Below are 22,495 nucleotides of genomic sequence, written 5' to 3'. Positions count from 1 at the left end.
TGTTTTTTGTGAAATCCATATTTCTGAACTCTAATATTTGGTGTCTAAATTTCGTATCTAAAACCTATAAAAATGCAGTATTTCAAGAAACTCAATAACTTATTTGGCTGGATTATCTTTTTGATTGCAACAGCTGTTTATTTGCTCACACTTGAACCTACCGCAAGTTTTTGGGATTGTGGCGAATTTATTGCCTGTTCGGCGAAATTACAAGTACCCCACCCTCCGGGTACGCCTTTTTTCTTGCTTGTCAATAGAATGTTCGCAATGCTTGCCCTTGAACCTTCTCAAATTGCCTTTATGGTGAATGTTTCATCGGCATTGTGTAGCGGTTTTACCATACTTTTTTTGTTTTGGTCAATTAGTTTGCTGGCAATTAAGTTTTTCAATCAAAGAAAACAAGATTTTGAGCCTACCAAAGCTCAAACGCACAGCATAATGCTTGCCAGCAGTGTTGGAGCTTTGGCTTATACCTTTTCAGATTCGTTTTGGTTTTCTGCCGTAGAAGCCGAAGTGTATGCGATGTCCTCTTTTCTGACAGGCTTTATTTTTTGGGCAATGCTCAAATGGGATACTCTGCAAGATACCCAAAGTGAGTATCGTTGGCTCTTGCTTATTGCCTATCTGATTGGGCTTTCTATTGGCGTACACCCACTCAATTTGCTTACCATTCCTGCCCTTGCAATGATTTATTATTTCAAGAAAGCACTCAAAGTTACCCCCGAGGGTATCATATATGCGATTATGGCAGGTTCAGGTATTTTGCTGTTTCTGATTTGGCTTATTCCGGGGCTTCCTACATTTGCCAAGAGCATTGAAGTATTTTTTGTAAATGTTTTGGGCTTGCCTTTCAATTCGGGAATTATCTTTCTGATTTTACTGATTGTAGCAGGACTTACTTGGGGAATTTTGTTTGCTATAAAAAAACAAAAACCGCTTCTGAATACAATTTTGTTGGGTGTTTCTTTGGTACTCGTAGGGTATGCTTCTTATGGAATTATCTTGATACGCTCTGCTTACAATCCGCCTATTGATGAAAACAATCCCGAAGATTTGGTTTCGCTTATTTCTTACCTAAACCGAGAGCAGTATGGCAGTCGTCCTTTGCTTTTTGGACCTATCTACACTGAAAAACCCGTAGATTACATCAATACCTCTCCCATTTACACCAAAGATAAGGAAAAAGGTAAATACGTGATTTATCGCTACAACCGCGAGCCCAAATATGATGAAAGTGCGAGAATGATGTTTTTCCCTCGTATATACAGTTCAGACCCCTATCACGTTTCGCTTTACGAAAGATATTTAGGACTTGAAAAAGGTCAAGACCCAAGTTTTGCCCATAATATTGCTTTCTTTTTCTCTTATCAATTGGGGCATATGTATTGGCGGTATTTTGGGTGGAATTTTATAGGCAGAGAAAGTGATATTAAGGACGCAGGCGTTTTGCTTTTTGGAAATGATACAGATGCCCCTGACTACATCAAAAACAACAAAGCTCGTAACCGATTTTATGGAATCCCTTTTATTTTGGGAATGTTGGGACTTGCCTTCAATATTATTCGTAATAAGCAAACAGCAGTAATGCTTGGATTACTCTTTTTCCTTACGGGCATTGCTCTAATTATTTACCTCAACTCTCCTCCCGTTGAGCCTCGTGAGCGTGATTATATCTATGTAGGTTCGTTTTATGTTTTTGCAATATGGATTGGCTTTGGCGTGCTTGCACTCATAGAACTTATTGAGTCGCTACTTGTTAAAAAAACGCAAACTTCGCCCTCTTACCAAAACCCTACCTCTTGGGGGGTAGCGAGTATTTTGGGCGTACTTTGCGTAGGGCTTATGGCTTGGCAAGGCTGGGACGACCACAATCGCTCTCATCGTTACTATTCCGTAGATTCAGCACGAAACTTATTAAGCTCTTGTGAGCCGAATGCCATTCTTTTTACAGGTGGCGATAACGATACTTTCCCGCTCTGGTATGTGCAAGAAGTGGAAGGTTTCCGAACCGATGTGAGAGTATGCAATACCAGTCTTTTGGGTACAGATTGGTACATCAGCCAAATGAAACAAGCCGCTTACGATTCTGACCCACTCCCCATTTCATTGAAAGAAGAGCATTACCGAATGGGAATGAATGATGTAGTTTTCATTACCAAACACCCTTTTATGCCCGATAAAGAAGCCAAAGAACTTTATGAGCAAGGTATAGAACTTCAACAATATATGAACTTGGTTGTACAAAATAACAGATACACCCAAATTCCTACTTCTGAAGAAGATGTTGAGAACTTTTTGCCTTCCCGAAAACTTATTCTGGATACTTCCAAAGATATAGACTACATCAAGAGTGCAGGCTTTTTGCCTAATGGAGCAGATACTTTGCTCAAATATGGAATGTATTGGGAACTACCCAAAAACAAGAACCGAATAGATAAAGATGAGTTTGTCATTCTCAATATCATTGCCAACAACCATTGGCGAAGACCTATTTACTTTGCTCCCAAGCTCAGCGACGAAGATTATGTAGGTCTGAAAGATTATATGCAAGTTGAAGGATTGGCTTATCGCCTGCTTCCTGTACCTGTGGGTTTACTTGCTCCCAATAAAGAGATTTTTGTGAATGCCGATTTGAGCTACGAGCTAATAATGAAAGAGAAAAAACACAATTTCAAGGGTAAAGAAATTGTAAGAAAAATGTATTGGCGAGGTTTGGATAATCCCAAGGTGTATCATAATGAAGACTATTTTGGCTTCATTTCGCAGGCTCGCGAGCATATTTACGAAGTAGCCAAAACACTCATTGAGGAAGGAAAAAAGGAAAAAGCCAAAGAATTGATGTTGTTTTCACTGAAAAAAATACCCATAGAAAGCATACCTTACGATTTCTATGTGGCTCAATTAGTGCCTTTGCTCTATGAAGTGGGCGAAAATAGCCTCGCCGATAGCCTCTACAAACACATTACCGAGCAGGCAAAAGTAGTTATTGATTACGCTATGGATAATTACAGCCCTCGCAACGATTTCAAAATGAGGCAACAAATGTTTATTTTCTATCAATATTCCAAAGATTTGCAAAAGATAAAACCTGAAGAGGCGGCGAAATGCAAAGGACTTTATGAAAAATATGCCCGCAAGTTAAGTGCTAGTACAGAATCAGAGTTAGAGTAGCAAAAAACCTCATAGGCAAGAGAGTCTATGAGGTTTTGTTTTTTGTTTTGAAAAATTTTTACGCTAAATCAATTTTTCGGGTCAGATATACATCTTGTACGGCATTAAGCAACTCCACGCCCTCTTTCATAGGTCTTTGGAAGGCTTTGCGTCCCATAATCAAGCCCATACCTCCTGCACGTTTGTTGATAACCGCAGTAGTTACGGCTTCTGCCATATCCGATGCCCCTTTGGATTCGCCCCCTGAGTTGATAAGCCCGATTTTACCCATATAGCAGTTGGCAACTTGATAGCGGCACAAATCTATGGGGTGCGAAGTGGTTAGCTCTTCGTACATTTTTTTATGCGATTTACCGAAATTGAGAGCGGTAAAGCCACCATTATTTTCAGGAAGTTTTTGCTTAATAATATCTGCTTGAATAGTTACGCCTAAATGATTGGCTTGCCCTGTAATATCAGCCGCTACGTGGTAATCTACGCCATCTTTCTTAAATGCACTATTACGAGCATAGCACCAAAGCACCGTAGCCATACCCAATTCGTGAGCCATTTCAAAGGCTTCGGCTACTTCTACAATCTGACGAGAAGACTCTTCCGAGCCAAAGTAAATAGTTGCCCCTACGGCTACTGCTCCCAAGTTCCAAGCCTCACGCACCGAACCAAACATAATTTGGTCGTATTTGTTGGGGTAAGTCATCAGTTCGTTGTGGTTAATTTTAACCAAAAAAGGAATTTTGTGAGCATATTTGCGGGACATCAGGGCTAAATTCCCAAAAGTAGTTGCTACGGCACTGCAACCGCCTTCAATGGCAAGTTTAATGATATTTTCAGGGTCAAAATAAATAAGATTGGGTGCAAACGAAGCTCCTGCGGAGTGTTCTATGCCTTGGTCTACGGGTAAAATGGAAAGATACCCCGTACCTTTGAGCCTTCCGTGATTGAACATTGTTTGCAAGCTACGCAAAACCTGAGGGTTGCGATTAGACTTGGCATATACCTCATCTACAAAATTTTTGGAAGGTTTTTGGAGAAGTTTTTTATCAATAGTCTTACACTCGTGATTGAGCAACTTTTCGGCATTAGAGCCAAGAATTTCTACAATTTTGTCGTAATTTAGCATAATTTCAAGGGGTTTGGTGAAAATTTTGGGCAAATATACAAAGTTATGTTGAGGTGTAAAATGCTTTTACCGATTTTCGTAAGATTTGTTAAGATTGCGAAAAACTGCTATTATTGTGGTCAAGTCCTGCGGATAAATGAATTTATATCAAAATAGGTTTCGTTTCAAGGTAGCTATCATCATAGTTGCATTTCTGATAGGCTTTGTTTCGTTGTATTATACCAATACTTTGGTGAGCCAACTTATACAACGAGAAAAGGCTCAAATAACGCTTTTCAGCAAGGCTTTGCGATATTTGTGGGATAGGGAAAATGAGGAGTCTATGAAGTTTATTTTGGAAGAAATCATCAAAGCCAACACTTCTGTACCTACCATTGCCACTGACGAAAACGAAAATATCATCACGGAGCGTAATCTGGATACCAAAGGAATGAGTGAAGAGGCAAAACAACTTTATTTAGAAAAAGAGCTTGCCCGAATGAAAGAGGAGTTCCCGCCTATCAAAATCAATATTGGTAAAGACCGCTATCACCTTATTTATTATCGTAGCTCCGATTTGATTTATCAACTCAAATATTACCCTTACATACAACTTACCGTAATAGCTATTTTTGGCTTGCTTACCTATTTGGCATTTAGCTACTCTCGCCGAGCCGAACAAAACCGAGTATGGGTAGGGCTTGCCAAAGAAACGGCTCATCAGCTTGGTACGCCTATTTCTTCGTTACTGGCTTGGGTAGAATATCTGAAAACTAATGCTATGACAGAGGAAATCTTGGAAGAAATCAACAAAGATGTAAAGCGTTTGGAAATAGTAGCGGCTCGTTTTTCTAATATTGGTTCGCAAACGGCTCTTTTGCAAGAAGATATTACCAAAATTATTGAGGAAATGCTTGTGTATCTACGCCCACGCATTTCAACGAAAATTCAGCTTGAATACCATAATTTTTTACCACAAAATTTTTCTGTAAGGCTCAATAGGTATTTGTTTGAATGGGTGCTGGAAAATCTTATCAAAAACTCGGTAGATGCTATTCAGGCGGAAGGAAAAATAGTGGTAGAAACGCGTCTTTCGAGCAAAGATAAATTACTTTATATTGATATTAGCGACAATGGCAAAGGCATACCTCCTCGTAAAATTAAGCGAGTATTTGACCCCGGCTATACCACCAAAAAACGAGGTTGGGGACTTGGACTTACACTTGCCAAAAGAATTATTGAGGAATATCACAAAGGTAAAATCTTTGTAAAATACTCCGAAGTAGATAAAGGCACTAAATTCAGAATTATACTTAAAACGTAGTTTCGTAAAGCCAAACATTTATTTTGTAAAAAACAACTTGGTTCTGCACGAAAAAAAGTTCTAATTTGTACAAAAAAAAAATCTATGCAAAAACTAATGCTTACCATTGCATTGCTTACTTCGCTGGTAGCTTGTAAGCAATCCGCTCAAAACACAGATGAGCAGAAAAAAGATACTGCCAAAAAAGTTGAAAGCACTAACACTGCTACAGAAAAAAAGGCAGAAACTGAAAATGCTTCGCCGAAAGCGAATGATCAACTCCCCGATATTAGCTTGCAGGGGTCTTACTATAGCCCACAAAGCAAAGAAATGATGATAATTGACTGGAAAAGAGGAAAAATCTCTAAAATGATGTATGCTCCCAAAGGTTCTCAGAAGTTTTTAGAGGCTGAAATAGTTGAAAGCAAAGGTAGTATGGGTACAATGGATTATGAATTTACTTTCAAGGCAAATGGTAAAACTATGCGTGCAGTAGTGGGGGCAAGTCCTGCGGGGATAGGAATAGGCGTAAATGAAGTAGGGAAAGAAGGCGAATCCAAAGATTTTGGAGCGGCGAATGTAAAAACTACCACTGATGAAGCAAAATTTGGCGTAGCGGCACTCGTAAGAGAAATTTATTGGAACAACAAATTTGAAAATGAAGCCAACAAAGCAACACTTATTGCCGAAGATTCGCAAGAAGGTACAGCCGAAGGGCAACTGCTTCTGATGTACAAAGCCGCTGACGGAAAAGAAGAGCCTATTTCTGCCCAAGTAAATCCGAATACTCACGAGCTAACTTTTGATTCAAAGATGTTGGGAGGCAAAATTCGCTGTCAGTTGGATAATGAAATGAGATGGGTTTTGCGAGTGTATAAAGGCAATGCGAAAATTGCAGACTTCAAACAAGTAATGTCTGTGGCAGGAAATTAGAAAGTTGAAAAATTAATATCTCTACCTGAAATGTAAAGCCCTCTTTAAGCAAAAGAGGGCTTTGCTATTTTTAATTTGAAAAGAGGCTGATAGCTACATCATTGCTTGCTACGTGAGAATAATTTTTGATTATCCAGTCTGTTATCTAATACAATCAGGTTTTTTGTTTCTTTTTCTTGGCGGCAGGGAAAAGCACGTTGTTCAAGATGAGCCGATAGCCCGGCGAATTGGGGTGTAGATTAAGGTCGGTGGGTTCTTCGCCTACAAAGTGCTGATAGTCTTCGGGGTCGTGTCCGCCGTAGAATGTCCAAGTTCCTTTGCCTTGTATGCCGTGAATATAACGAGCCTCGTTGCAAACTTTATTTTCTGCCATTATTACAACTTCCGACTTGATGAGCCGATTTTTGAAAGCCGTTGTTTGTCCCATAAAGCCTTTGATGAGCGTTTCGTGGTTTTGGGTAAGCATTGTGGGTACAGGGTCCCATTTGGCTGAAAAAGTAAATAGCTGAAAGAAATCGGTTTTTTCATTTACACCTCTTTCGTGCTGTTGGTTATCAATATCGGAATATTCATACACATAAGGATTTTTTTCCAAGCGAAAATTTTTGAAGGCGAAGGTATTTTGGAAATTGAGTTTTTCTTGAGCTTGCGGGTCAGCACCATCACCATCGTACATACTTTCGCAAATATCTACGCCTTCGGCGGCAAGGGCAATATCAAAGGTATCGGTAGCCGAACACATTGCAAACATAAATCCGCCTCCAATCACATACTCACGTATGCGTTTTACTACGGCTAATTTGAGCTGAGAAACTTTGGGAAAGCCCCATTTTTTGGCAAGAGCTTCTAATTCCTTTTTTTCTTGTACATACCAAGCCTGATTGCGAGCCATTGCATAGAATTTTCCTTGTTGCCCTGTGAAATCTTCGTGATGTAAGTGTAACCAATCATAATCTATGAGTTTGCCTTGCATAATTTCATCATCATAAATGAGGTCGTAAGGAATTTCAGCATAAGTTAGTACCAACGTAACGGCATCGTCCCAAGGCTGTTTGGTTTTAGGCGAATAAACAGCTATTTTGGGGGCTTTTTCCAACTTCACCACGTCCATATTTGCCGAAGGGCTGGCAATTTCGGCAAGTATTTGGTTGTATTGAGCTGAAGAAACTACCTGAAAGCTCACCCCCCGAATGGTTAGTTCGTTTTGTATGCGAGGGTCAAACTTTGTTCCAAAACTTCCGCCTCTATAATTCAAGAGCCAATCCACCTCCTGACCGACTTTTTGCAATACCCAGTAGGCAATACCATAAGCCTTCAAATGATTTTTTTGGGCTTTATCCATAGGAATTAAGATATAATTGGCTTTTGCCACCCAAATACAAACCCAAAAAAAGCCTATCAGAACAAATTTTTTCATTGGAGCTTCGTTTACGTTCAAACAAAATGTTTTTAGAATTAGCCTTCCTGAAATCTTTGAAAACAAAAAAGTTAAACCCTGAAAATTCAGAATATCAATTTTACTGCAAATTTTGAACCACCTTATAGCAATTAAACATTTTTTTAGTGAAAACGTTTGCTTGATTTGAAAGTATTTATGTTTTGTTTGAGCAATATAGAAATAAAACAAGTACAAATGTAAATACAAAATAGCATATCTAATTTCTTTTGCAAATCATATTTATTTATTGCTAACTATAGTATGTAGATTTTTAGTTGTAATATTACTTACTTTGTAAGAAATGCCCTATTCAATGGCAAACTCTCAAACGCTTATCAAATTTGGCCAGATTCTAAGAAAAAAAAGATTAGAAAGAAATCTTTCGCAAGAAGATTTTGCAGAGCTCGTTGGGGTACATCGTACCTATATTGGTATGTTGGAAAGAGCAGAAAAGAATATAACCTTACTGAATATAGAGAAGATAGCGAACGCCTTAAATGTCTCTATTGCGGAACTTTTAAAGGAACTCTAAATATGAAATCACCTTACTTGAATAAGCCTAAAAGTGATTGGCTTGCTATTACTGATAATTTGATAAAAATTCACCCACTTAAAACTAGTGAAATCGTAGAGGTTGTTTTAGAAAGTTGGAAATGGATATTTAAATCTCAAATTGGCAATTTTTTTATTGGAAAAGACATTTTTCCTACGCCTCAAATTATGAGTTTTCTTTTGCATGAGTTAGTAGCTTTGAATTTAGAGAAACGACACCCAAGAACTTGGAAAAGAGGTGTTACAAAATCAGAAAAAGACTTAGTTTGTATAAAAGACAATAATTTTTCAATAGAGATAAAAGCTTCTTCTGATAAAAAACAAGTATTCGGTAATAGAAGTTATGCCCAAGAAGAAAGTGCAGCGTCCCAAAAGGTAAAATCAGGTTATTACCTGACAATTAACTTTGAGAAATTTACTGAAAATGAACAACCAGAAATCAAAATTATACGTTTTGGATTTTTAGAGCATACCGATTGGATTGGGCAAACCTCGCAAAGAGGGCAACAAGCACGCTTAAATGCAGAAAGCTACAAATACAAACTCAAACTGCTTTATGAAAAATCTAAAACAGGGTAAATTCACTTGCCTTTAAAGTCAATTCTGTTGCTAAAATTCGCCTTTTAGCGATTTCACAATAATCAGGATTAATTTCAAAACCAATACACTTTCGTTTATTCTTTAAGGCGACAGTTGCTGTTGTACCACTTCCTATGAAAGGATCTAGAATCCAATCGTTTTCATTGGTGAATCCTACTACCATTCTATAAACTAAATCTTCAGGAAATTGTGCAGGATGTTCGGTTCGTTCTTTTGAAGCTCGATTTGCCCCCGAAGTTACTTTGGCAATTTGCCAAACATCAGAAGGGTTTTTACCTAATGTATTCGCCCTTAGCTTTCCTTTTCTTTTGGAGTTAGGATACTTTACATCAGGGTCTCTTATGGCGTCAAGATTAAAAGTATATCTTTCTTTATTTTTCACATACCACAAAATTTTTTCGTTTCTTGGTGAAAGATAATTTTTGCAAGCCACACCTGCTCCATAATTCCATATAATTTCTTGATTAAGATAAAACTTAATTTTATCCCATATCAGATAAGGTATAGGTAAAGCTCTGGCTTTATCTTCTACACTTAGATAACCCAAATTGAGTAAGTAAGCCCCATTATCTTCTGTTATTTCATACACCAAATTACTTATTTCACATAACCACTGAACATAGTCATTCAAAGAGAGAATCCTCTCATATTCTTTCCCTATGTTGTAAGGAGGACTTGTGATAGTCGTGTTTATTTTAATGTTGTATTTGAAAAGTTGTTTCAGCCCTTCTTGGCAGTCAAGATTATAGAGAATTACTCTATCATTAAAAAAATAAGGTTCTCCTAGCACTTCTATTATTTTTTCTTGCCGCATATGAGTATTTTTTATTCTTGATACAAAGATAAGAAGGCTAATTTTAGTATGCAAATTTATTCTTTGTAATTTGAGCGATTACTACTTTTACCCCAAAAAACATTGCAAAAATATACTTGTTCCTTGCGGCAGGGTTTCTATGGTAAGTTTGGCTTTGATTTCTGTGGCTCTTTTTTGCATATTTTTTAGTCCATAGTGCCGTTCTAAATTTTTTTCATTCAAGTTGATGCCTATACCATTATCCTGAACTATCAGCGTAAGAGTTTCTGAGCTACTTTCTAAAAAAACGTGAATTTCAGTAGCTTGGCTGTGTTTGAGGGCGTTGTTGAGGCTTTCCTGAAAAATACGAAAAATATTAAGAGCCTCCAAAGAGTGAAGTTGGAAATCTTTTTGTAAAGCATTGTGCAAGACAATTTTTATGCCTTGTAAGTTTTCATTTAGTCGCCAAATGGTTTCCTGAATACGAGAAAGTAAATTTTCGGTACTGATAGCCTGCTGATTGATAGCCCAAATGGTTTCACGAAGTTCGCCAATGGTTTCTTTGGTAAATAGAGAAAGTTCTTGAATACGTTTGTTTTGTTTTGTTAGGTCGGTTGTTTTATCAATTTGTTCCAAACTTGTAATGATATAGGTGAGTTGTGAGCCTATATTATCGTGTAATTCACGGGCTATGCGTTCTTTTTCTGTTTGTAGTTTTTGTGTTAGTTCCAGCTCTTTCAAACGCTTTTTCAATCTTTTTTGGGCAATGAAGCGTATCAAAAAAGCAAATAGCGTAAAAGCAACACTCATCACCATTGCAATAAACCACCATTTTCGCCAAAACGGCTTTTCTACCACCAATGGAATGCTCAAAATATCGGAATGTATGCCCAAAGCATTTTTCATTCGTATTTGTAGCGTAAAATTTCCATAATCTAAATTACGCAGATTGAGTTGGTGATTGCTGGGAAGGTTTATCCAAGTGCTATCTTTTTCTTTAAACCTGTAACAAAGGGCATTTTCGTTTTCATTCAAATAGCTCAGGAGGGCAAAATGTAAGGTCAAATCTTTATTTTTCCAAGATAACGCAAGAGGTTTATCTTTTTGCCAAGAAATAGTTTCTTGCAAATTGCGTATGGAAAGTAACTCTAAACGAGGTTTTGAAGGAAGCAATGCTAAAATTTTATCCATATTGAGCCGAAAAGCTCCTTGATTGCTCAAAACAAAGAAATGATTTCCTTGCGAAATAATCCGATTGATAGCTATATTTTGGTCGGGAGGGGTTACATAAATCCCTGCCCACTTACGTAAGCTATTTTGAGCATCTACTTGGTACAAGTATTTATCAGAAACAGCCCAAATAAGATTCTGATAGCGAAATATGCTTAAAATTCTTTCTTGGGATTCTATTTGAAATGCAAGTGTATCGTTTTCAAATACGCTAATGCCTTTTTCAGTTGCTATCCAGAAGGTATTGGGTTTTTCTTTGAATATATCATAAACCGTACCTGAGAGCAATCCATTTTTTTGAGTAAAGTTTTTGATTTGCAGATTTTTCGGATTGATACGGCTGATGCCATCGCCATAGGTACTTACCCATACATACGAAGGAGAAAGGTGGATTTTTTCTAAATTATTGCTTACCAAACCTCTCTGAACGTTTAGGGTATCAGTCTGAAAATTATTTTTCATAATAATCAAGCCTTCGCCAAAAGTTGCAACCCACATTTTTTGGTCTTTGGTGGCTATATCGGCAATGCCTGTGCAATGCGTACCATCGGAAAGGGTTTGTAAATCTTTTTGCACATACCAATCGTATAGCGAACCTATGAAAACTTTATCATTCCAAAATTGTAAAGCACGGCTATCGGATAAAGGTAAAAATTTTCTTTCAGCAGTGTAATTATTAAAAATGTGAATTCCTTTTTTGCCTAAGAAAAATACTTGCAAGCCATTGGTATAAAAATTCACGATTTCGTCATCAATTTCATAATTTTCAAGGTAAGGGATATAACGAAACAAACCTTTCCCAAAAACACCAAACCACAAGTTTTTTTCGTAGTCTTGAAGTTCAAAAACCTCTACAATACCTGCGTTTTCTGCATCAGAAAGAATATGTTGAATAAGTGAAGTATTGGGCGAGGAAAAATATTGAAAGTATTTTTTTGGGTTAGAAATGGAAACCTTTTGGGTAGCATAGGGTAAAATTTTGAGTTGTGGGGTTATTTGGTACAAACCTTTTTCATAGACTTGCAAAATAATATTTTGTGAGCTATCTTCTGAGATAGCTTGCACCATATTACCGGGCAAGCCATTATCGGTATTGAAATGCACAAATTCTTTGCCATCAAAACGACTTACCCCTTTATCCGAAGCAATCCACAAAAACCCCCTTTTGTCTTGATACATAAAATTGATATACTCACTTTTCAAGCCGCTGGCACGAGTATAATGCTTAAAAACAGGCTTTTGGGCAAATGAGGCAAAGCATAATGAAAGATAACTAAAACAAACGAGGCGAAATAATAATTTCCTCTTCCTCATCTTCTTCGGGGGTATCTTGTTTTTTCTTTTTACGTTCTGTGGGAGTATTTTTTAAGGGTTTCTGATAGCGGAGCATAATTTCGTGGCTACCCGAAGTATGGCGGCTTAGGGCAGTGGTTGGGAAATCATACGCATAACTGATACGTAAGCCTTGAAGCGTATTGAACTCAAACAAAACGCTTAGATTAGCTTGGTGGCGATACGCTAAACCTGCCCCAAACTTTTGTTTGTACCAAGATTGCAGAGTAATATCAAAATTTAAGGGTGCCGCCTCTACGGCTCGCAAGAGAGCTGATGGTTTGAGTTGGAAATTTTCGTTCAATTCAAACACATACCCTGCCATCAGAAAATAATGCCTGTACTGCCTTGCTTCACTTTGCAGAAGCCCTTGTGTATTTTGCGAAAAACGATGCGTGATAATGCGAGGTACAGAAAAACCCGCAAAAAAACGTTCATTATTGAACCAGACACCTGTTCCGACATTAAAAAGAGTACGAGTAAGATTTTCTTCCAAAACAGGGTCGCTATTGAGATTATTGCCGTTGAGTTGCGAGGAGTTGTAAATGAGTTCTGCTCCTCTGAAGCTATATTGTGTGAAACCTGCCTGCAAGCCCAAAGAAAGATTGCCATTATTTGCCGTAGGGATACGATAGGCATATTGGCTGGAAAGCTCAAAACTTTGGGTTTTTCCAATTTTATCAAGTCCTAAAAGCAACCCTGCCCCCAAACGATTTTGCCATAAAGGAGCATCTATGCCCAAAGTAGCGGTAGTAGGCGAAGCGGCGATACCTGCCCATTGCTTGCGATACAGCAGTCCTGCATTGAGCAAGTTATGGCTTCCTACATAGGCAGGATTGATAGCGGCAGTATTGAAAACGTACTGCGTGTAGAGTGGATCTTGCTGAGCCTGTGCCACCCCGAAAAAAATCCCAAAACAAAGCCCTAAAAAATACTTCACATCCGAATAGTTTTTCATCAAAATTACAGAAATTTTGTCAGATGAAAAAAGTTTTCATTGCTTTTGTTTTTGCGGCTTGTAAAAAGTTTATTGGAGATGGAAGAGTAGCCCAGCGAAAAGCTAACCATTGGGGTTAGCTTTTTAGTTTTGCATCAAATCTTTCCTCTCTTTATCTGAAAGTTTGAGCTCTTGGGCGATATTTTGTGGAGTAGGGCGTTGTAAGATTAGCAATATAAGCCAAACAGTCGCCATGGAAGCATAAAACGATTTGGAAGTAAGCAGATAAAAGACCAAGGATGCCATAGCTACACCTTCCAAAACAGCCATTTTGATAATGAAAGTACCCTTGTAGGCTTCTAATTTACCCTGCAAATCCGTTTGATTTTGAGCATTTAGCAGAAGTTTAGGCGTAACCACTTTAATAAATGCCGTTGAGCCTATTGCCATCAGCACTACTACAATCTGAAAAATAAAATTATCTTCTATTGCATTATTTTCTGCCTCCATTGTAGGCAAAAGTATAAAATGGAATATTACCCCAATAAGTATCACCATAGCCGTGAAAGCAATGTGTAAAATACGAAGTTGCTGTAAAATCTCTTTCATTTTGATAATATCATTTTTCTGTAAAGCCTACAATCATCAAAACTGCTCCAATTATTACCAAGGCAATTGCTCCTATCAAAGACCACCTTGCCGAACTTTCTGCATCTTGCACAAGTTCTTCTTCCGATTTTACCGAAACAATAAAATGCTGATTCGTATCACGAGGCTTGGAGATAGTTAGTTCGCCATCTCGGTCAGTAGCTTCTCCATATACGTACAGGCGTGTATTGATAGGAATACATTCCTCTACAAGCCGATAACCAAGCGTTCTTGAACCATAAGTATTGACATTACTCAGGAAATTCACCAGTTGCATACCCCAACTCGTATTGCGATGCTGATTGAGATAGCCCTGTGATAGTTCCCTTTCAAATCTATCTACGGTAGTAGTCGTGTGTTTTTCTGCTAAAGCAGGATTAACCGCTATCGTTTTGCCACTGCCGTCATCAATGTAAAAAGGAACACTCTGTTCGTTAGATGAAATAGTCTCTGATTTACGGCGAGTAACCCAACGAGTATTTCCATTGCTATCACGTTGTTGCTCTTGTACCTCGTATTCGTGAACTACGTAGGCTTTGTAATAGACTACGGGCTTTTCGCTGTGGTCGGCAAGGAGTGGGTTATTGCACTTGGCAATACCTTTGACTTCTACAATTTCTGTGTAATGCCCTTGCCCTACGGTGCCTACAATATCCTCGTAGTTTTCCCAAATATTTTTGGCAGTAGTAGTCTGCTGGTAGCGAATATTCAACGACTTATCCAATTGCGATTTACGATAAAACCAAAGTCCGACAGCAATAGCTATACAGACGATTCCCGCAATAATGAATCCCATTACAATCAAATTTTAGAAGTGAGAGATGATTTCAAAAAAACCTTCAAGCACAATGCTTGAAGGTTTGGGGTAGGAATAAAAAATTTTTAAGCAGTTTGTGGTTTTTGCTTAAACATTTCATCGTAGCTATCGGCTACAGTAGCTACGGTTTGTACAGCGGCAACAAATTCGTTGAGGTCTAAATTGGCACCTGCCAAAGCATAGCTATATACTACGGCTCTATCGAAGGTCAGACCAAAACTACCAAAATGCATACTGGCATTGAGGCGAAGCAGTTCTTCTGCCATATCAGGCGTAAGATTTACATCTTCGGCAAGATAAGAATACACTTCTACGAGTACATCTTCGCTATGCCAACCGATGATACGTATATTTACGCTTACGGTACCGAAAGAAAAGCTGTATGTATTTTCAATTTTCGCTACTTCGTAGTCGTGAAATAGCTCTTGAATGTATTTTTCTACTTTGGCTTGTGTAGAGGCAATCAATTCTTCGTTGATACCTTCTTTAATTACTTTGAATTTGGGCATAATCGGCATAATTTAGGGGTTAGTTGTTATTTACCAAGTTTAGCTTTTAGTTTGGCGAGTTCGTCATCTACCGCCATATTTTTCTCTAAGGATTTGAATTCGTCATCAAGGCTGGTAGTACCCTCTGCAAGTTGTGTAAAGGCTTGTGCTTCGGCTTCTTCTTTAAGGATTTTTTCCTCAAATTTGGAGAATTTGGAAGAGATAGAAGAGCTATCAAAGGTGCCGATATTTTTAGCAATTTCTTTCTGAGCTTTTGCCGCTTGGCTACGAGCAATGAGCGTAGATTCTTTCATTCTTGCCTCATCAAGTTTGGCTTTGAGTTGCTCTACTTGCGTTTTTAGGGTTGCGGCGGTCTGAGCGGCTTGCTCGTACATTTGTTTGTAGGTTGCGGCTTGCTGGTCTGCTTCTGCTTTTTTGGCTAATGCCTTGCGAGCCAAATCTTCATTACCTGCTTGCAATGCCGCCATAGCTTTGTTTTCCCATTCTTTTGACATCGCCGCAAACTTTTCATAATCTCTTTGCAACTTTTTTTCTTGAGCCATAGCTTGTGCCAAACCCGAAGTCGCTTTGGTTACAGCTTCTTGCATATCTATAACCATTTGCTTAATCATTTTGACAGGGTCTTCTGCCTTGTCAAGCAAATCATTGATGTTGGCTCTTACAATGTCGCCAATTCTGCTGAAAATTCCCATAAATTACGATTTTTTTAAGGTGATAAAAAGTTTTTTACTTGCGAAATATTAGCTATTTTTTGGATAGAAATCAAATTTTCACAACACTTTTTTGCAAAAAGTTGATGAAAATAACGTATGTATTGATGAAAGTGATGTTTTTAGCAAACTACTATTTTTTGGCGTATATCTTTTCGTCTTTGTTGTAAAAGAAGCTTAAATCTTTGTGCTTTTCAAAAAACTTACGCATTTCAGCCGCATTAGCAAACTTTTCGTCTATGTTATCAGTAACTTCAAAGAGTGTAAAATCTTTCTTATCAGCAGAAAGTTCTATTTTATGGAAGTAAAACTTTCCATCATCAGGATTTTTTAGGTTCAAGAAATTGGTGTTTCCTATTTTGGTAAAATGTCCTGTATAGGCAGTTTGCTTATATTTTTTCTCGTTAGGGTCATAATCATTTTTTTCAAATTTGTAAGAGCTTTCATCTACTTTGCTAATGATGTAAAAAGGAGGATTGTCCTTGTTTATTGCATTTTTTTCTACCCATTTACCAAGTAGAATATTATCTATTTTTTCTTTGGGAGTATCTAGCGGAAATTCGGCAGAATACGGACAAGCAGTAAACAGAATGGACACTGCAAAAAGGGCGAGAACAAATAGTATTTTTTTCATAAAAATGTTTTAGGTTTTCCCAAAGGTAAAAAGAAAGCACACTTTGCAAGCCTAAAACTTACAAAAGTATGCAAAAAATTGACGAAAGTAAGCCTTTCTTTTACGAATTGCCCTTGCGATAATCGGCAAGGAACTTTTCAAGTCCTATGTCTGTAAGTGGGTGTTTGAGCAACCCTGTTATCACATTCAAAGGACAAGTGGCTACATCAGCTCCAATTTCGGCACATTGTACAAGGTGCATTACGTGCCGAATAGAAGCGGCAAGCACTTGGGTATCAAAGCCATAATTGTTGTAAATTTGTACAATTTGCTCTATGAGTTGCAAGCCATCGGTAGCCACATCATCTAAACGCCCAATGAAAGGCGAAACATAAGTAGCTCCCGCCTTGGCGGCTAAAAGAGCTTGCCCTGCCGAAAAAACCAGCGTGCAGTTGGTTTTGATACCCCTCTGAGAAAAATACTTGATTGCCTTTACCCCATCTTTTATCATAGGTACTTTTACGACAATATTTTCGTGCAGAGCGGCAAGTTCTTCCCCTTCTCGGATAATGCCCTCGTAGTCGGTAGCTACTACTTCGGCACTTACATCGCCTTCTACAAGCTGGCAAATTTTTACGTAATGCTCCAAAATATTTTGCTTGCCTGTAATGCCTTCTTTTGCCATAAGCGAAGGGTTGGTTGTTACGCCATCAAGTACGCCCAAGTCGTTGGCTTCTTGAATTTCTTTCAAGTTGGCTGTATCAATAAAAAATTTCATAAGCTATTTAGGTTTTGAATGAAAAGCCTGTGCAATATGGGGATATTTTTTCCAAAACTCAAATATGAACTTCAAAAAATTGTCATTGATTAGGTCTAATTTGCAGTAAGGAAATAGGAAATAAAAAGCCCGAAACAGGATTTATGTAAAACACAAAAAATTAAGAGAAAAAGTCCTTAAATTCAGAACTGCAAACGCTGTTTTTTTTGAAGCTAACTTGTTTTGTTATATTCGGCTTGCAGAATATCTTGCTTTTCTGTTAATTAGACTAAATCTTAATGAAAAAGTTGGGAATATTTTTGGTGTGGCTTCAAAAATTTTTAATTTTGCTCATTCAAAAAGAAGTTTAACATCTAAATTTCAAGGACTGTGGAAGAGTTCAAAGCAAACAGAGAACGTGCAACAGATGTTTACTCTAAACGAGTAAAGGCGGGAAAAAGAACCTACTTCTTTGATGTAAAATCAACCAGAGGTAGCGATTTTTATTTAACCATCACGGAAAGCAAAAAGCGTTTCCGCGACAATGGGTTTTATTACGAGAAGCACAAAATCTTTCTCTACAAAGAAGATTTTGGTAAATTTATTGAGTCTTTGGAGGAAGCTATTGCCAAAATCAAGGAAATGATGCCCGACTACGACTTCAACCAAGTTTCAGAAGAAGTATTTGAGGACTATGCCCTTGATGATGAAGAAAACAACAGCGACCTCAAATGGGACTAAAAACACCTTTCAACCCTGCCCCAAGCAGGGTTTTTTGATGCTCCTGCCCCTGTAAAAGAAAACTTGGGATAAGTCTGTTGCAAAAGCAAAAAGAGAGATACCAAAAAAAATTAGACACAAGAAATAAATCTTTTGAACTTCAAACTTTCAAACCCTTTAACGTCGAATAAGTTACAACTAAAAAAAAGGAAGAAACACCTATGCACTCATTAGATAGAACTACTCCACCCCAAGCTGAAAGAATTACCCATATCCCTATTGTTTTACCTCGTAAAATATATTTAACCAACCAACTACCCATTTATGCTATACACGCACCCGAACAAGAAATTCTTCAGATTTCTTGGGTGTTTGATGTAGGGGGCTATGATAGTGCCTTGCCTGCTCAATCTTTGTATGCTACCAAAATGCTCGCCGAAGGTACAATCCACAAAACAGCCCAAGAAATCAATGAAGCGATTGATGAGTTCGGAGCATTTTTGGATTTGCAATCTGATGCAGACCAAAGTTTCATTACGCTCTACACACCTGCACGTTACGCCGAAAACACTATTCCTACTATAGCAGAGATACTTTTTGAAGCCAACTTTCCTAATGAGGCTTGGCAGATTTTTCTTTCCAAAGAGCAAAAAAACTTGCAAATCAATTTGCAAAAAATCACTTTTTTGGCGGGCAGAGCCTTCTCTGAAGCCCTTTTTCAAAATCACCCTTACGGCAAAGTGCTTAGTCCCGAATTGCTTGCCAGTTATCCCAAAGAAGAAATTATCCGATTTTATCAAAATCAACTTTTGCAAAGCTCTTTTGCTATTTACCTTGCGGGCAATTTTTCAGAAAATACTTTACAAAGTTTAGAAAAGCACTTTTCCAAACTCTCTTACAAACCGCAACCCAAGAAGAAACTGCCTCTTGAAACTTATGCCCAAAAAGTTTTTGTAGAGAAAAATGATAGTATGCAAAACTCTTTGCGTGTAGGTAAATTGGCAATAGGAAGAACTCACGAAGATTACACCAAACTAAGTGTTTGCTCTACTATTTTGGGAGGGTATTTCGGTTCAAGGTTAATGCAAAATATTCGTGAGGAAAAGGGCTTGACCTACGGCATTTATAGTGTTTTGAGAAGTATGCGAATGGCTACCTACTTTGCTATCAGTGCCGATGTCCGAGTCGAAGCCTATCAAATAGCTTTGCAAGAAATTTACAAAGAAATTCAGATTTTACAGCAGGAAAAAGTAAGCGAAGCAGAACTAGAAAAAGTCAAGAATTATATGGCAGGTTCAATAGCAAACGAACTTACCAACGCCAACGCTCAAATGCACTTGCAGTCTATTATTCATTTACACCAATTGCCCGAAGACTATTACGAGCATTTTTTAGAACGCTTGTATGCAGTAAGTAGCGAAGATGTTTTGGCAGTTGCCCAAAAATATCTTGACTGCTCCCAAATGATAGAAGTTGTCGCAGGGAAAAAATAGCCTACACGTTTCTATACCGCCTCAATTCTTCGGTAAGTTGTTCAATTTTTTCTCTCAAGACCTGATTTTCTTTTTCCAAAAGGGTTATTCTGATGTCTTTATCTTCCCGATACTGATACAGAGCCAGCCCTTCGTCTATGATTTTTTTTAGTTCTTCTCTGTCCCAAGGTTTGGTTACATACCTATAAACATTTGCCTTATTGATAGCTCTTACTACTGCTTCAATATCGGAAAAGCCCGTAAGAATGATACGGATAATATTGGGAAATTCAGGAATAGTTTTCTCCAAAAACTCTGTGCCTGTCATTTCAGGCATTTTTTGGTCGGTGATAATGAGCTGAATAGCCTCTTGGTGCAAGATTTTGATAGCCTCTTGCCCCGAAATAGCCGTAAATATGTCGTAGTACCGCTTAAAGGTCATTTTGAAGATACGTAGATTGCTCTCTTCATCATCTACGTACAAGATTTTGTAACGGCGTTGGCTCGTGTCCATAATTAGAGTTCAAAAGTATATTTATCGCTACTGCTACTGCCTTTGATGATACCTCTTTCGGAGGTTTCAATGAAATTGATAATCAAATCGCGTTCTTGTGAAGGCAGAAATTCTTCTTTAATTTTTTGAATAGCATCAGTAGTGTTGTAACCCTTTTGAAAAATAGTTCGGTAAATATCTTGGATAAGCATAATTTGCTCGTTGGAAAAACCTCTACGGCGTAAGCCCAAAGAATTTACACCCGCATAGCTCAAAGGCTCTCTACCTGCTTTTACAAAAGGAGGTACATCTTTGCGTACCAGCGAGCCACCCGCTACCATTGTGTGTGTGCCTATACGTGTAAACTGATGAATGGCGGCAGTTCCGCCTACGATAGCGAAATCGTCCATAATGACGTGTCCTGCCATTTGTACGGCATTTACCAAAATGCAATTATTGCCAATAAAGCAGTCGTGGGCTACGTGTACATAAGCCATCACCAGCGTATTACTTCCAATGACAGTCTTTCCGCTATGAGCTGTTCCCCGATTGATAGTGGCACATTCGCGAATAGTGGTGTTATCGCCAATTTCGGCGGTAGAGTATTCGCCATTAAATTTGAGGTCTTGGGGAATGGCGGCAATGACGGCACCGGGAAAAATACGGCAATTTTGCCCTATTCTTGCACCATTCATTATGGTAGCATTTGAGCCAATCCAAGTGTTATCGCCAATGGTTACATCTTCGTAGATAGTAGCAAAAGGCTCAATAGTTACATTTTTGCCAATATTGGCTTTGGGGTGAATGTAGGCTAAATTGCTAATCATTTGTCTTTACGAGTAATGCTTGCTGTTAATTTGGCTTCACAAACCAATTTACCATTTACATAGGCTCTGCCGTCCATTTTTACAATACCTCTGCGAATAGGAGTTGTAAGAACACAATGGTAAATGATTGTATCGCCGGGAACTACTTTCTGATGAAAACGGCACTCATCTATGCGTAAAAAGTAAGTCCAATAATTAGAGGGTTCTTCGGTAGTGCTTAAAGCGAATATGCCACCCGTTTGGGCAAGTCCTTCTACTTGCAAAACGCCGGGCATTACGGGGTTATTTGGAAAATGTCCTTGAAAATACCACTCGTTCATAGAAACATTTTTCAAAGCGACTACCGACACATCATCAAGGTACAAGATTTTATCAATGAGTAAAAAAGGGATACGATGCGGTAGCATTGCCTCTATTTGTACAGCCTCTTTGATAGCAGGCAAATCAGCCGCATATACCATTCCTTGCTTATCTTTATTCTTTTTGATAGCGGCTTTGATGCGTTTGGCAAGTTCTACATTGGCGGCGTGCCCGGGGCGTAAGGCGTGTATATGCCCAATGAGCGGTCTGCCAACCAAAGCCAAATCACCTACCAAATCCAGCAATTTGTGTCGGGCGGGTTCATTGCTAAAATGTAGCTCTACGTTGTTGAGAATACCTTTCTGCACATCAACTTTTACAGAGGTTTTGCCTAAAAGTTGAGCAAGTTGGTTTAGCTCATTTTCGGGCATTTCTTTATCTACAATCACGATAGCGTTGCTCAAATCACCTCCTTTGATAAGCCCCCCTTTGTAGAGCATTTCAAGTTCGTGCAGAAAGCAGAAAGTACGGCAAGAAGCTATTTCGGTTTCAAAATGTTCAATTTTAGAAAGCTCTGCTTTTTGTATGCCTAAAACCTCGGAGTTGTAATCTACGGTAACTTGCAGTTCGTAATTGTAAGCGGGCTTGGCGGTAAGTTCTACGCCTCTTGCCGAGTCGGTGTAAGTGATATTTTCGGGGACATAGTAAAAATTGCGTACAGCGTCTTGCTCCGTAAGCCCTGCTTCTTTCAGGATACGAATAAACTGCATAGAACTGCCGTCCAAAATAGGCGGCTCGGGACCATCTATTTCAATGACAACATTATCAATTTGCAAACCTACAAGTGCCGCAAGGGTATGCTCTACGGTATAAATTCTTGCTCCATTTTGCTCTATGGTAGTGCCTCTTGAAGTATCAACTACATTATCTACATCTGCTTGTACAGTGGGTGAGCCCTCCAAATCAATTCTCTTGAACACAATTCCTGTGCCTGCGGGGGCGGGTAGAAAGGTCATTGTTGCATTTTTGCCTGTATGAAGCCCCACACCTGTTACACTGACCGACTTCGAGAGCGTATGCTGTTTGTAAAACATTTTTGAATAATTTTAGCAAGTAGATAAGTTTAGCAACTACAATGGGGCAAAGATATTACTTTTTTAGAATTTCAAAAAAGGAACGAAAAAAGAATTTTTTGGGCTTTTTGCACCTACAAAAGGAATTTTTCTTAATTTCGCTCAAAA

The 22,495-nt window shown here is 38.4% G+C and carries 21 protein-coding genes; 7 read left to right on the top strand and 14 right to left on the bottom strand.

The genetic code is table 11. The features are described from left to right. Window positions 1-72: 72 nt before the first annotated feature. Entirely contained in the window at window positions 73-3,171 is a 3,099-nt protein-coding gene (locus ACWITO_RS03720; protein ID WP_448528665.1) for a glycosyltransferase family 117 protein, read from the top strand. Window positions 3,172-3,229: 58 nt separating this feature from the next. Here ACWITO_RS03720 and ACWITO_RS03715 read toward each other — a convergent pair whose 3' ends face one another. Then, window positions 3,230-4,291: a class I fructose-bisphosphate aldolase gene (locus ACWITO_RS03715; RefSeq protein ID WP_448528664.1), complete on the bottom strand. Its 1,062-nt coding sequence runs from the start codon at window positions 4,289-4,291 to the stop codon at window positions 3,230-3,232. A gap of 136 nt (window positions 4,292-4,427) precedes the next feature. Here ACWITO_RS03715 and ACWITO_RS03710 point away from each other — a divergent pair, with 136 nt between their 5' ends. Together ACWITO_RS03710 and ACWITO_RS03705 are read left to right on the top strand one after the other, a co-directional pair. Beyond that, window positions 4,428-5,594, top strand: coding sequence for a sensor histidine kinase (locus ACWITO_RS03710; RefSeq protein WP_448528663.1), 1,167 nt, complete (start codon window positions 4,428-4,430; stop codon window positions 5,592-5,594). 84 nt (window positions 5,595-5,678) lie between these two features. Continuing rightward, complete coding sequence (locus tag ACWITO_RS03705; RefSeq protein ID WP_448528662.1) at window positions 5,679-6,506, top strand: hypothetical protein; 828 nt, start codon at window positions 5,679-5,681, stop codon at window positions 6,504-6,506. Between the two features lie 154 nt (window positions 6,507-6,660). On the opposite strand, the gene ACWITO_RS03700 is transcribed toward ACWITO_RS03705, so the two are convergent. Then, on the bottom strand, window positions 6,661-7,923 hold the full coding sequence (locus ACWITO_RS03700; protein ID WP_448528661.1) for an asparagine synthetase B: 1,263 nt from the start codon (window positions 7,921-7,923) through the stop codon (window positions 6,661-6,663). Between the two features lie 334 nt (window positions 7,924-8,257). Between ACWITO_RS03700 and ACWITO_RS03695 the strand changes: the two genes are divergently transcribed. Beyond that, window positions 8,258-8,476, top strand: coding sequence for a helix-turn-helix domain-containing protein (locus ACWITO_RS03695; RefSeq protein ID WP_448528660.1), 219 nt, complete (start codon window positions 8,258-8,260; stop codon window positions 8,474-8,476). Between the two features lie 2 nt (window positions 8,477-8,478). Then, window positions 8,479-9,075: a ScaI family restriction endonuclease gene (locus tag ACWITO_RS03690; protein WP_448528659.1), complete on the top strand. Its 597-nt coding sequence runs from the start codon at window positions 8,479-8,481 to the stop codon at window positions 9,073-9,075. Here ACWITO_RS03690 and ACWITO_RS03685 read toward each other — a convergent pair. From ACWITO_RS03685 to fsa, 9 genes are all read right to left on the bottom strand, one after another. Continuing rightward, window positions 9,062-9,910 carry a DNA-methyltransferase gene (locus tag ACWITO_RS03685; RefSeq protein WP_448528658.1) on the bottom strand — a complete coding sequence of 283 codons (849 nt, stop codon included), beginning with the start codon at window positions 9,908-9,910 and terminating at the stop codon, window positions 9,062-9,064. The two genes, ACWITO_RS03690 and ACWITO_RS03685, sit on opposite strands and share 14 nt — an antisense overlap. 87 nt (window positions 9,911-9,997) lie before the next feature. Continuing rightward, window positions 9,998-12,433, bottom strand: coding sequence for an ATP-binding protein (locus ACWITO_RS03680; RefSeq protein WP_448528657.1), 2,436 nt, complete (start codon window positions 12,431-12,433; stop codon window positions 9,998-10,000). Continuing rightward, window positions 12,393-13,409 (bottom strand): PorP/SprF family type IX secretion system membrane protein, encoded by a 1,017-nt coding sequence (locus ACWITO_RS03675; protein ID WP_448528656.1) that lies wholly within the window; start codon window positions 13,407-13,409, stop codon window positions 12,393-12,395. Before ACWITO_RS03675 ends, ACWITO_RS03680 begins: the two co-directional genes overlap by 41 nt. A gap of 123 nt (window positions 13,410-13,532) precedes the next feature. Next, complete coding sequence (locus ACWITO_RS03670) at window positions 13,533-13,997, bottom strand: hypothetical protein (protein ID WP_448528655.1); 465 nt, start codon at window positions 13,995-13,997, stop codon at window positions 13,533-13,535. Window positions 13,998-14,007: 10 nt separating this feature from the next. After that, window positions 14,008-14,832 (bottom strand): E3 ubiquitin ligase family protein, encoded by an 825-nt coding sequence (locus ACWITO_RS03665; RefSeq protein ID WP_448528654.1) that lies wholly within the window; start codon window positions 14,830-14,832, stop codon window positions 14,008-14,010. A gap of 86 nt (window positions 14,833-14,918) precedes the next feature. Then, window positions 14,919-15,362, bottom strand: coding sequence for a T3SS (YopN, CesT) and YbjN peptide-binding chaperone 1 (locus ACWITO_RS03660; protein WP_448528653.1), 444 nt, complete (start codon window positions 15,360-15,362; stop codon window positions 14,919-14,921). Between the two features lie 26 nt (window positions 15,363-15,388). Further along, window positions 15,389-16,054, bottom strand: coding sequence for a PspA/IM30 family protein (locus ACWITO_RS03655; RefSeq protein ID WP_448528652.1), 666 nt, complete (start codon window positions 16,052-16,054; stop codon window positions 15,389-15,391). A 151-nt stretch (window positions 16,055-16,205) separates the two neighbouring features. Continuing rightward, the gene (locus tag ACWITO_RS03650; protein WP_448528651.1) at window positions 16,206-16,706 is read right to left on the bottom strand and encodes a hypothetical protein; all 501 of its coding nucleotides are present in this window, start codon (window positions 16,704-16,706) and stop codon (window positions 16,206-16,208) included. Between the two features lie 100 nt (window positions 16,707-16,806). Further along, window positions 16,807-17,463, bottom strand: a complete 657-nt coding sequence (gene fsa, locus ACWITO_RS03645) for a fructose-6-phosphate aldolase (RefSeq protein WP_448528650.1) — start codon at window positions 17,461-17,463, stop codon at window positions 16,807-16,809. Window positions 17,464-17,832: 369 nt separating this feature from the next. Here fsa and ACWITO_RS03640 point away from each other — a divergent pair, with 369 nt between their 5' ends. Together ACWITO_RS03640 and ACWITO_RS03635 are read left to right on the top strand one after the other, a co-directional pair. Continuing rightward, window positions 17,833-18,183 carry a DUF3276 family protein gene (locus tag ACWITO_RS03640; RefSeq protein WP_448528649.1) on the top strand — a complete coding sequence of 117 codons (351 nt, stop codon included), beginning with the start codon at window positions 17,833-17,835 and terminating at the stop codon, window positions 18,181-18,183. Window positions 18,184-18,383: 200 nt separating this feature from the next. Beyond that, entirely contained in the window at window positions 18,384-19,655 is a 1,272-nt protein-coding gene (locus ACWITO_RS03635) for a M16 family metallopeptidase (RefSeq protein ID WP_448528648.1), read from the top strand. Between the two features lies 1 nt (window position 19,656). Here the strand turns inward: ACWITO_RS03635 and ACWITO_RS03630 are convergent, their stop codons facing one another. From ACWITO_RS03630 to ACWITO_RS03620, 3 genes are read right to left on the bottom strand one after another with little or no spacing between them, the layout of a single operon-like run. Beyond that, window positions 19,657-20,148, bottom strand: a complete 492-nt coding sequence (locus ACWITO_RS03630; protein ID WP_448528647.1) for a response regulator — start codon at window positions 20,146-20,148, stop codon at window positions 19,657-19,659. 2 nt (window positions 20,149-20,150) lie between these two features. After that, the gene (gene lpxA, locus ACWITO_RS03625) at window positions 20,151-20,954 is read right to left on the bottom strand and encodes an acyl-ACP--UDP-N-acetylglucosamine O-acyltransferase (RefSeq protein WP_448528646.1); all 804 of its coding nucleotides are present in this window, start codon (window positions 20,952-20,954) and stop codon (window positions 20,151-20,153) included. Further along, entirely contained in the window at window positions 20,951-22,348 is a 1,398-nt protein-coding gene (locus ACWITO_RS03620) for a bifunctional UDP-3-O-[3-hydroxymyristoyl] N-acetylglucosamine deacetylase/3-hydroxyacyl-ACP dehydratase (RefSeq protein ID WP_448528645.1), read from the bottom strand. Before ACWITO_RS03620 ends, lpxA begins: the two co-directional genes overlap by 4 nt. Between the last annotated feature and the right edge of the window lie 147 nt (window positions 22,349-22,495).

The sequence above is a fragment of the Raineya sp. genome (genome assembly GCF_053497555.1).
This window is presented reverse-complemented; position numbering and strand designations above follow the sequence as displayed.

Coding starts and splice junctions, on each gene's coding strand:
- ACWITO_RS03720 (WP_448528665.1), top strand. CDS start 73: ATGCAGTATTTCAAGAAACTCAATAACTTATTTGGCTGGATTATCTTT.
- ACWITO_RS03715 (WP_448528664.1), bottom strand. CDS start 4,291: ATGCTAAATTACGACAAAATTGTAGAAATTCTTGGCTCTAATGCCGAA.
- ACWITO_RS03710 (WP_448528663.1), top strand. CDS start 4,428: ATGAATTTATATCAAAATAGGTTTCGTTTCAAGGTAGCTATCATCATA.
- ACWITO_RS03705 (WP_448528662.1), top strand. CDS start 5,679: ATGCAAAAACTAATGCTTACCATTGCATTGCTTACTTCGCTGGTAGCT.
- ACWITO_RS03700 (WP_448528661.1), bottom strand. CDS start 7,923: ATGAAAAAATTTGTTCTGATAGGCTTTTTTTGGGTTTGTATTTGGGTG.
- ACWITO_RS03695 (WP_448528660.1), top strand. CDS start 8,258: ATGGCAAACTCTCAAACGCTTATCAAATTTGGCCAGATTCTAAGAAAA.
- ACWITO_RS03690 (WP_448528659.1), top strand. CDS start 8,479: ATGAAATCACCTTACTTGAATAAGCCTAAAAGTGATTGGCTTGCTATT.
- ACWITO_RS03685 (WP_448528658.1), bottom strand. CDS start 9,910: ATGCGGCAAGAAAAAATAATAGAAGTGCTAGGAGAACCTTATTTTTTT.
- ACWITO_RS03680 (WP_448528657.1), bottom strand. CDS start 12,433: ATGAGGAAGAGGAAATTATTATTTCGCCTCGTTTGTTTTAGTTATCTT.
- ACWITO_RS03675 (WP_448528656.1), bottom strand. CDS start 13,409: ATGAAAAACTATTCGGATGTGAAGTATTTTTTAGGGCTTTGTTTTGGG.
- ACWITO_RS03670 (WP_448528655.1), bottom strand. CDS start 13,997: ATGAAAGAGATTTTACAGCAACTTCGTATTTTACACATTGCTTTCACG.
- ACWITO_RS03665 (WP_448528654.1), bottom strand. CDS start 14,832: ATGGGATTCATTATTGCGGGAATCGTCTGTATAGCTATTGCTGTCGGA.
- ACWITO_RS03660 (WP_448528653.1), bottom strand. CDS start 15,362: ATGCCCAAATTCAAAGTAATTAAAGAAGGTATCAACGAAGAATTGATT.
- ACWITO_RS03655 (WP_448528652.1), bottom strand. CDS start 16,054: ATGGGAATTTTCAGCAGAATTGGCGACATTGTAAGAGCCAACATCAAT.
- ACWITO_RS03650 (WP_448528651.1), bottom strand. CDS start 16,706: ATGAAAAAAATACTATTTGTTCTCGCCCTTTTTGCAGTGTCCATTCTG.
- fsa (WP_448528650.1), bottom strand. CDS start 17,463: ATGAAATTTTTTATTGATACAGCCAACTTGAAAGAAATTCAAGAAGCC.
- ACWITO_RS03635 (WP_448528648.1), top strand. CDS start 18,384: ATGCACTCATTAGATAGAACTACTCCACCCCAAGCTGAAAGAATTACC.
- ACWITO_RS03630 (WP_448528647.1), bottom strand. CDS start 20,148: ATGGACACGAGCCAACGCCGTTACAAAATCTTGTACGTAGATGATGAA.
- lpxA (WP_448528646.1), bottom strand. CDS start 20,954: ATGATTAGCAATTTAGCCTACATTCACCCCAAAGCCAATATTGGCAAA.
- ACWITO_RS03620 (WP_448528645.1), bottom strand. CDS start 22,348: ATGTTTTACAAACAGCATACGCTCTCGAAGTCGGTCAGTGTAACAGGT.